This window comes from Aliiruegeria sabulilitoris, assembly GCF_001558155.1.
GTDB lineage: Bacteria > Pseudomonadota > Alphaproteobacteria > Rhodobacterales > Rhodobacteraceae > Tropicimonas > Tropicimonas sabulilitoris.
Map to the genome: position 1 here is coordinate 1 of NZ_LOAS01000063.1, position 9,172 is coordinate 9,172.

The 9,172-nt window shown below is 57.5% G+C and carries 10 protein-coding genes and 1 pseudogene; 9 read left to right on the forward strand and 2 right to left on the reverse strand.

Annotated features, from left to right (window positions below; genetic code table 11):
- Positions 1 to 59: 59 nt before the first annotated feature.
- Positions 60 to 476: a hypothetical protein gene (locus AX756_RS24040; protein ID WP_156461669.1), complete on the reverse strand. Its 417-nt coding sequence runs from the start codon at positions 474 to 476 to the stop codon at positions 60 to 62.
- A 339-nt stretch (positions 477 to 815) separates the two neighbouring features.
- On the opposite strand from AX756_RS24040, the gene AX756_RS24045 reads away from it, so the two are divergent.
- The 8 genes from AX756_RS24045 (at position 816) to AX756_RS26825 (ending at position 6,524) form a co-directional block, all read left to right on the forward strand.
- A complete protein-coding gene (locus tag AX756_RS24045; protein ID WP_068318272.1) occupies positions 816 to 1,130 on the forward strand; it encodes a hypothetical protein in 315 nt (104 codons plus the stop codon).
- Entirely contained in the window at positions 1,127 to 1,480 is a 354-nt protein-coding gene (locus tag AX756_RS24050; RefSeq protein WP_068318275.1) for a hypothetical protein, read from the forward strand. The genes AX756_RS24045 and AX756_RS24050 overlap by 4 nt, the downstream gene beginning before the upstream one ends.
- A 79-nt stretch (positions 1,481 to 1,559) precedes the next feature.
- On the forward strand, positions 1,560 to 2,321 hold the full coding sequence (locus AX756_RS24055) for a hypothetical protein (RefSeq protein ID WP_156461670.1): 762 nt from the start codon (positions 1,560 to 1,562) through the stop codon (positions 2,319 to 2,321).
- A gap of 89 nt (positions 2,322 to 2,410) precedes the next feature.
- Positions 2,411 to 3,610 (forward strand): N-acetyltransferase DgcN family protein, encoded by a 1,200-nt coding sequence (locus AX756_RS24060; RefSeq protein ID WP_231701171.1) that lies wholly within the window; start codon positions 2,411 to 2,413, stop codon positions 3,608 to 3,610.
- Positions 3,610 to 4,728, forward strand: coding sequence for an alanine/ornithine racemase family PLP-dependent enzyme (locus AX756_RS24065; RefSeq protein ID WP_231701172.1), 1,119 nt, complete (start codon positions 3,610 to 3,612; stop codon positions 4,726 to 4,728). The genes AX756_RS24060 and AX756_RS24065 overlap by 1 nt, the downstream gene beginning before the upstream one ends.
- Before the next feature lie 381 nt (positions 4,729 to 5,109).
- A complete protein-coding gene (locus tag AX756_RS26560) occupies positions 5,110 to 5,682 on the forward strand; it encodes a hypothetical protein (RefSeq protein ID WP_231701173.1) in 573 nt (190 codons plus the stop codon).
- Positions 5,672 to 5,983: a hypothetical protein gene (locus AX756_RS24080; protein ID WP_068318285.1), complete on the forward strand. Its 312-nt coding sequence runs from the start codon at positions 5,672 to 5,674 to the stop codon at positions 5,981 to 5,983. The genes AX756_RS26560 and AX756_RS24080 overlap by 11 nt, the downstream gene beginning before the upstream one ends.
- Before the next feature lie 286 nt (positions 5,984 to 6,269).
- On the forward strand, positions 6,270 to 6,524 hold the full coding sequence (locus tag AX756_RS26825; RefSeq protein ID WP_163886978.1) for a helix-turn-helix domain-containing protein: 255 nt from the start codon (positions 6,270 to 6,272) through the stop codon (positions 6,522 to 6,524).
- 347 nt (positions 6,525 to 6,871) lie between these two features.
- Here AX756_RS26825 and AX756_RS24085 read toward each other — a convergent pair whose 3' ends face one another.
- A complete protein-coding gene (locus AX756_RS24085; protein ID WP_068318290.1) occupies positions 6,872 to 7,702 on the reverse strand; it encodes an alpha/beta fold hydrolase in 831 nt (276 codons plus the stop codon).
- A 226-nt stretch (positions 7,703 to 7,928) separates the two neighbouring features.
- Between AX756_RS24085 and AX756_RS24090 the strand changes: the two are divergent.
- Positions 7,929 to 9,078 (forward strand): annotated as a pseudogene (locus tag AX756_RS24090) (IS30 family transposase).
- Positions 9,079 to 9,172 lie beyond the last annotated feature (94 nt).

Below are 9,172 nucleotides of genomic sequence, written 5' to 3' on the forward strand. Positions count from 1 at the left end.
CTCAAATCATCCCTTGCGCCAACGGAGCCGTCCACACATGGCAGCACCCCTGGCGAGCCTCAACCGCCATTGGCGAGGAAATAGAAGCGTGCCACCACGAGAAAGACGATGAGGATGGCCAGAATCCATCTGCCTCGGATCGAAGGCCCCTTGGGCATCGCCGGTTTGGCCAGCTTCGTCGCGCGGCGGGACAAGCGGTCGGGCAGTAGCGCTGTCAGGGTTGCGGCAACGGCCGCGTGTTCAAGAGCAAGCGTTGGGACATCCTTGAATCCCGAGAGCGACCTTCCAAGCCGTTCGCAGGCAGCCTCCCGTCCCAGCGATGCAAGCTTGGCAGCCTCTATCCAGGGATCGAGGCCAAGCCTTGCCAGCGCGGACACAACGGTTACGGCAGACCCGTTTCGGTCTTCGCCAACGGTAGCGTATAGAAAGCGATCGAAATCGGTTCCGTCTGGTTGCAGATGTTCAACTCCGGACAAGTTTATCCCCTTTTCTCTTTGAGCCCGGGGCAATGATCAGGTTCGCACGCCGTCGGCAGTGCACCGACCAAAGGGCAGGGCTGTTGGATGGAATCATATGGAGTTGAACGGTCCGGGGCCCTTACGCAGATCAGTGGCGCACCCGGATGATCTTGGCAGGTGGTCCGCTGATCATTTCCGATCAGACAGTTTTTCGTCCGGAACTAACCTCGATCAGCGCAAGCCCGGCAGCCGCGCCCTATGGTCCTCCATAATACCAAACCTTGCCCGAACCTCGTTGCCGAATGTCCAACGCAGGATGGTGCAGGTTGTCCCCACAGAAATTCACGGAGGCCTGGAATGAATACACGGTCGTCCAAATCAATGGTGACGTTTTTCAATGCGTTCGCCCAACCTGGTTATCCGGGCCAGCTTCCCGCCGGTACCTACGAGGTGATCGTCGAGGAAGAGCTTCTGCAAGGCCTCAGCTTCGAAGCTTGGCGACGGATTTCGACCTACCTGATCGTCCATGGAAAAGGCAATCGCGGGGGCTCCATTGCGATGCGACCGATCACCCAGAAGGACCTGGAACTGGTGCTGCGGCGTGATCGGATCGCCACTGAAACCATCAACTATAGCGAGGCGGCGCTTTCTCCGCCGGAGGATCTAAAATGAACACTCCCGAATGGCTGAAACCCGGCATCCAGGGTGCCGTCGTCGGTGCCGTCTTTACTGTAATTGCAGGCTTCTCCTGGGGCGGCTGGGTCACCGGTGGCAGTGCAGAAGAGATGGCCAGCGACCTGGCCAACGACAATGTCATCGCAGCTTTGCTTCCGGTCTGTGTTGACATGGCCCGGACCGATGCAGACCGCATTGCGAAACTTGCGACGATCCGCGAAGCGACGAACTACAAGCGGCGTGATGCCGTCATGGAGGCCGGCTGGGCGACAGTCCCCGGTTCCGACGCACCGAACCGTGATCTGGCACAGGCATGTATTGCGGGGCTGGAACTAGGTGAATCGTAATCCAACGGGAATACTGCCTGCCGCGCAACACACGAGAACAATGGACCGAACGCTAAATGTTCGGTCCATCGGACAGGTTGTGGCAACGCTTCTCTTGGTCACAATCGGTACCTTGACGGCCTTTGCATCGCCGGCAATGTCGCAATCGACAACTGCGTCGATGCCCGAAAATGCACATGCGAGAAGCTATGGCGGCGGATGGGAATGCGATCTGTCCTATCGGTTGGATGGCGATACCTGCGTCGCCATCGTCGTGCCGGCGAACGCATATCCCACGAACCGAACCTATGGCGCCGGGTGGGAATGCCTGCATGGTTTCACACAGGTGGATCGCGCATCCTGTGTCGAGGTTCCGGTTCCCCAAGGCGCGTATCTCGACGACTCGGGAAACAGATGGAAGTGCCTGCGCGGCTACACAAAGGTTGATGGTGGCTGCAACAAAGTTCTGCTGCCGGAAAATGCCTATCTGGAAGACGATTCCTACGGATCAGTTTGGCGCTGCAATCGCGGCTACGAGGTCAAGGGAGAGACATGTTCGACCATTTTGGTGCCGGAAAATGCCTTTCTGAACACCTCGAGCCACGGCAATCCATGGACATGTGAACGTGGTTATTTCGAGGAAGACGGAAAATGCATGGCCGTCGACATCCCCGAAAACGCCTATCTTAACGATGTAGGTTATGGTTCCGGCTGGGAATGCGACCGCGGTTTCTCTGTGTCTGGGGATACATGCGTCGCCATTGAACTGCCCCCGAATGCTCATCTCGACAGATCCGGGAATCGATGGGAGTGCCACAGGAACTTTCAACAGTCAAAAGGCCGTTGCGTACTCAACAATTAGATGCCGCTCCGGCGCATAAGCCGAGCACGCACTCTGCGTGCCTCATTCGAATTGATGCGAAGGGCTTTGCGGAATCAAAGGGATAGACCATGGAAATGACACATACTCACCCGAACGTTTTGCGCGAGATCGTCGAAGCCAAGCAATTGTTCATGTCCAAAAGGGCCAATTCTCCACGACGTTCGGCCGAACCCGCCTCGTCGAGAACACCCACCGCAATTGTGTACTGCGAAAGGAACTTTGCGAAGCTTGACGGAAAGACTGCAAATGGACTTGTCCGACATTCTCAAACCTACCGCATTCTTTCGGTGATCGACAGCGACCACGGCGGGAAGGACAGCGGTCAGGTTCTTGACAATATGACCAACAATATTCCCGTGTTCGGGAGTCTCGAAACGGCCGTTACTAACGAAATAACGACTCCAGACACATTGATCTACGGAATGGCACCATCCAATGGAAGACTGTCCGTCGAGGATCGCCGTGTTGTTCTCGATGCTATTTCGCTTGGTATGAACATCGTCAGCGGGCTGCATGAATATCTCGGAGATGATGCGGAAATTTCTTCCGCCGCTCAAATCGAGAAGGTAACCATCCACGATCTTCGCAAGCCGCGCCCCAGCAAGGACATGCGGTTGTTCGACGGCAGCGTCGCCAATGTAGAGGCGATCCGCATCGCCGTCCTGGGGACGGATTGCGCCATCGGAAAGCGGACGACAGCAACCGTTCTGGCGCGTGCCCTGAATGCAATGGGGATCAAGACGGTTCTGGTTGGCACGGGTCAGACAGGTTTGATGCAGGGTGCCAAATACGGCGTCGCGATGGACGCGGTGCCGCCACAGTTTTGCTGTGGCGAACTTGAGGGGGCCATCGTTGCGGCCTCGAAAGGCGAACGGCCCGAGGTCATATTGATCGAAGGGCAGGGTGCGCTCAGTCATCCCGCCTTCTGTACGTCGGCATTCATTTTGCGTGGCAGTCAACCGGACGCCGTGATCCTTCAGCATGCGCCAAAGCGCCCCCATCGCTGCGACTTTCCAAACATGGCGATGCCCGAACCGCGTGACGAGATCGCCCTCATCGAAGCCTTCGCCGATACCAAGGTGATCGGGCTGACGATCAATCACGAAGGGATGACGGATGCCGAGGTCGACGGGGCAATCACGAGCTATTCGCGCAGCCTGCACCTGCCCGTCACGGATGCTCTCAATCGGCCGGTCCCATATCTGACTGAAATGGTTCTTGCGGCATTTCCGGAACTGCGACGAGCGCCCGTCATTGCAGCAGAATGATGACACCGCGCATCGAAGTCGATCTGGCCAAGATTCAGCACAATACACGCTGCCTGGTCGAACGTCTGAGATCGCGCGGGATCACCGTGACCGGTGTGACAAAAGCTGCATGCGGCCACCCTGAAATTGCAAATGCGATGCTCGCAGGAGGCGCGACGGGACTCGCGGATGCGCGGATCACAAATGTGGTGAGGATGCGCAAGGCGGGGATTTCGTGCCCCATCTCCATGATCCGAACCCCAATGTTGAGCCAGGTCGATAGGATCTGTTCGAACTGCGAGACCAGTTTCAACACAGAGATCGAAGTCATCGCGAAACTCGCCGCTGCAGCACGGCGCACAGGCATTGTTCACAACGTCATCCTGATGGTCGAACTGGGCGACATGCGGGAAGGGATAATGCCCGATGACTTGGCGGGCATCGCCTCCCAGGTCGTCAGGATGCCCGGCGTCGCCTTGAAAGGTATCGGTGCCAATTTCGCTTGCCTGAGTGGCGTTGCACCAAACCCCGAGGCCCTGGCGATGCTCACTTTTCTGGCGAATGACATCGAGGGATCATATGGGCCAGTCCTTGAAACGGTTTCGGGAGGCAGCTCTGCAAGCTTACCCTGGGCTCTCGGTTTGGGGACTATGGGTCGGGTCAACAATCTGCGTCTGGGTGAGGCGATTTTGCTGGGAGTTGACCCTGTTTCAGGCGCTTCAATTGGTGGGCTTCACACGGATGCCTTCACGCTTGTCGCCGAGGTGATCGAAACAAAGATCAAACCACAGAAATTGGTGTTGCAGTCGGTCAATCCGGCCGGTTCGGACCTGCGTCTGGTGCACGACGACCATTGGAAAACACGATCTCTCCTCGCCGTCGGATTCCAGGACACCGAACCGGCGGGTCTGAAATTTCCGGTGGGAGTCACATTCGTTGGAGCGACCAGTGATCACATTGTCGTTGAAAGCAGAAACAGTCCGCTGCGCGTTGGGAGCGAGCTGAGGTTTCAACTTAATTATAATGCACTTATGCGGGTCATGAACGCGCCCGGTGTTGTGAAAATTTCAAGCCATGACAGGTCTTTGAGAAACGAAATCGCGGATAGCCAATGCCACACGAGACCGGCTTTAATGTAATCCATTCGGCTCGCGACGGAACCAATCCGCCCCCAATCAGTGGTCTCCTATTTTGGCGACCCATCGTAAAATGGGACTTCGATCCCCATATAGGTGATAGCCGCACAAACATTTCTCGCCCTTTTGCAGGCATGAAATGGTCGCGGGCAATCAAGGAATAGACAGCATGTCTTTAAAGGATTTGAAGTCCAGGGCGACGGCTTTGCGGAAGTTTCGGCCCCCTGAAGATTTGACGGACCCACTCGAACTAAAGGACAGGGCAATCGACGTCCACAAGCCGAAAGCGCAGACGAAACCAAAAGATGAAAAGACATCTTCCAACAGTAATTGAGCTGTCCTTGGATCCGTAAACGAACAAGAAATTCCAGCACTGGAAAAATTATGACTCCTCTCACCAAAAAGACAACCGCCATATTCTCTCGGCCGTTCACCTTGCCCGGTTTTGATGAAACGCTTCCGGCGGGAGACTACGAGATTGAAACCGAGCTCTGTTCGCCCCCCGACCATCTGAACCCCGAAGCATGGAAAGCCTCGGTTCTTGTTCATCTGCGACCGCGGGTGTCCCATACCGGGCTGGTTCGGACCCTGACTGTCTCGCTCGCTGATCTCGACAGCGTGCGAGCAAAGGACAAGTTGACCGGGCTTGAGTTGTCGCAGCTCTTCCTGGAAGAGATGTTGGCCGACCCGATGGTGCGCCTCGTGATGCAGGCTGACGGATTCTCTGAAATCCAGATTCGCCAGCTCTATTCCAGATCGTGCGCACAACAATCGGATAGCGAGATACTGGACGACAAGCCCGTGGTCCGAATGCCCCGAGATTGCCTGCAAGACGCGGCTTCGATTGAGGCCGCCGAAAACGAAGGATTGCCGACCCGGGCGAGCAATCTCGCTCTTGAGGAGCGTTACATTCCGGACGGACGGCCTTACGGGCGGGAGCACTGCCATGACCAGTAACCCAGTCGAGCTTGGCACAAAACGCAGCGCCGAAAGCAGCATGGTGACTCACATCCGTCGACATTCTCTCCAGAAATTCGAGGTCGATCGGGAAAACCTTAGAGAGCGGCAAGAGGAACTGGAGGCCACCCTTCTCGTCGAGCCAGCAATGAACTGGCGGGATGCAGCCGTGAAGGTGCAGTACCTGATCCGCCGCTACTCCGAGACCGCTGAGGCTCAGGACGCCAGCCGACAGGAACTCATCCAAAGCGCGCTCGACGATCTTGCCCGCTTGTCTGACACGGAGGTCACGAACCAATGATAACATCGCCTGAGCAAGACACGATGTCGCCCAAACGCGCACGCAATGATGTGCCGCAAGAGCGTTTGTGTCTTCGCTGCAAAACCTCGTTCAGGAGTGAGTGGTTCGGAGAGCGTGTATGTCGACGCTGCAAGTCGCAGAACGCATGGCGTAACGCCATTTCCGCCAGACCTGGTTCAGCTCGGCGACGTTGAAATACTCGGGTTTTTTCCGGTGGCTTTAGGTCGGTCCGTTTTTTTGCGTGTTGATGGCTGCCTTGGGTCCAGTAGCACAATCCCCTTTCGTGATGAATATAGCCAGAAAATCCGCTGCTGAGACCTTGGCGTCGAACACGGCGAACATCCGCGACGATCTGCGCCTGCACAGGGCCCGAGACCTACTGACATCAGAGGAGTGCAGTATTTCCGAGATAGCCGCCGAACTGGGCTACAGAAGCACTTCAAACTTCTCGAGGGCGTTCAAGACGAAGACCGGGAAGAGCACAGCTGGATTTCGAAACAGCCTGAACTCGGGGGCGCCGAACCCCGAATCCTCCACATAGGCGGCTTTTTTGCAGAGCACTGAACCGGACCTTGGAACCAGCTGCAGCAGATGTCTGCAAACCGCCCTCTTTGTCGATTTCTGCACTACCGCGTCGGGTGCGCGGCATTCAAACCAAGAGACGTCGTTCTTGGCCCACTCCCGTCATTCGTGCCAGCCGCGGCAATGCCCGCAGGACCTGTCACCCGGGAACTGATTGTTCGCGATTGTGCTGCCTCCATGTTCAGCGGCCACTCTGAAAGGTCGCTGTTCAAGTTGACGGAATGAAGAGCGGTTTTTCGTTGGACCAATCCCGCTCTCGCGAACTGCCGTCCCAGACCCTGGGTCTTGCTGCCTGATAGCATGCCGTCAGGCGTTTCGTTGCGAATTGGTTCCGTTCGCGGATCGCTGGATCGTTTGGTCGATCAGGGCACTCACTTGGGTTGGCGTTTCGATCGACGACGAATGGCCCGCCCCGGCAAACTCGACCATCTCCGATCCGCTGATGGCTCCATGCAGGCGTTCGGACCTCGCAGGCTCTGTGGCGACGTCTTCATCCCCGACGCCAATTCCGACAGGCATCCTGATCGCCCTCAGAAGATCAGCGCAACCATCCCTGGCGATCACGCCCGATACGGCCCGCGTTATGCCGATCCGGTGGTTGCCGGATATCGCCGATGCCCACCGCTTCCTCTCTTCTTCACGCGCCGGGTCACTCAGGAACGTCCGACCAAACATGATCGGCAAGACTCGCCCAACAACAGCCCACAGCCCGATCCAGCGGGCAACAAGGTTGAGTATCCGGTATTTCGGCCCGTTCTCAGCGGGTTCGGGGTCGGCCGAGGTATCCAAAAGGGTGAGGGTTTTCAACAGGTCCGGCCGTTGCGCCGCCAATCTCATGCCGACAAAACCGCCCATGCTGAGGCCGACGAAGTGACATGGCGCAACGCCAAGGTGCTCGATCAGGGCGGCGGCATCCGCGGTCAGGGTCTCCATGTCATATCCGTCCCGGGTTACGCCACTCTGTCCCTGACCCCGATGATCGAACGTGACGCAACGGTAGCTGTCCCGGAACTGCGCAACCTGATCCTCAAACATGGCTCCACTGAACAGGAGACCGTGGGAGAACACGATTGCTTCGCCATCACCGCCCGTGTCGGTGAAGTGAATACTCGCCCCATTCAGGTCGATAATTGGCACTTTGCGGTTCCCCTGTGACATGCGCATGAAGGCATGTGTGGCCATGTATTGCACGAGTGCAACTGGGCAGACAGGGTCAACAATTCGAGGAACCAACTGCGAGTTGCCCTGCGAAGCGCCATTGGCCAATCATCCCAGCTTTCGTGGGGCGAATGGCTGCTTTGTCGGGTGGATTCATAGGGTCGACGCAATACTTCAACCTTGAAGCAGGGATGGAGTGTTATGAATGGCTTATCGTCGTTGGATCTATTTCACGAAAAAGCAGAAGTCAGAGATTTGGGATCGCTGGGAACGCGGCGAGTCGATGAGTTCGATCGGGCGGCTGTTCGATCGCAACTGGTCCTCGATCTACCCGTTGCTTGCGCGAACTGGCGGCATCCGTCCGCCGGAGCGCAGACGATCACGGTTGGCACTGGCTCTGGTTGAGCGCGAGGAGATATCACGCGGGCTCCGGGTTACCGTGCCATCGCCCGGCAATTGAAGCGAGCGCCATCAACGATCAGCCGGGAAGTGCGGCGCAATGGTGGTCGCTCTCGCTACCGGGCGGTGCCGTCGGACGAGGCCGCCTGGGATCGAGCGCGGCGACCCAAGTCATGTAAGCTGGCGAGCCGGCCTGTGCTCTGTCACACAGTGGCCGGGAAGATCGAACGCAAGTGGTCGCCGCAGCAGATCGCAGGCTGGCTGAAGCGTGATCATCCCGATGACGAGGCGGCCCGTGTGTCCCACGAAACGATCTATCGGAGCCTGTTCATCCAGGCTCGGGGCGTGCTGAAGAAAGAGCTTCTCGCCCATCGGCGGGCGCCTCGTGCTATTCGCCGCTCGCGCCATGCCAGCCTCAAGAACAAGGGGCTCGGAAAGATCCGGGAGGCGGTCTCGGTCCGTGAACGGCCCGCCAGTGTCGAGGATCGCGCCATCCCCGCCACTGGGAAGGCGACCTGATCGCCGGCTCCCGAAAAAGTTGGATAATGACCCTGGTCGATCGGCGCTCGCGCTACGTGATGCTGGCGAAAATCGCGAACAGGGATTCCGCGAGTGTGGTCGCCGCGCTGACGGATCAGATCCGGTACCTGCCGCACGAGTTGCGCTTGTCGCTGACCTGGGATCGGGGCACCGAAATGGCGGCTCACAAGGATCTGTCGTTCGCCACGAATATCGACATCTATTTCTGTGATCCGCACAGCCCCTTGCAGCGCGGAAGCAATGAAAACACCAACCGCCTCCTGCGCCAGTTTTTCCCGAAGGGAACGGACCTCTCTGTTCACAGCCAGGACCAACTTGATGCTGTCGCTCGCGAACTCAATGAACGACCCAGAAAAACGTTGAACTACCTGTCTCCGGCGGAGATGTTCGACCAGTGTGTTGCGGCGATCGGTTGAATCGGCATGAGAGGGTGAACTGAAACTCGCGCGAGCAGCGAACTTCCGCTTCTCTAATTGGGCGTCTGGGTCAAGCTCGTTTCCTTTCATTCAT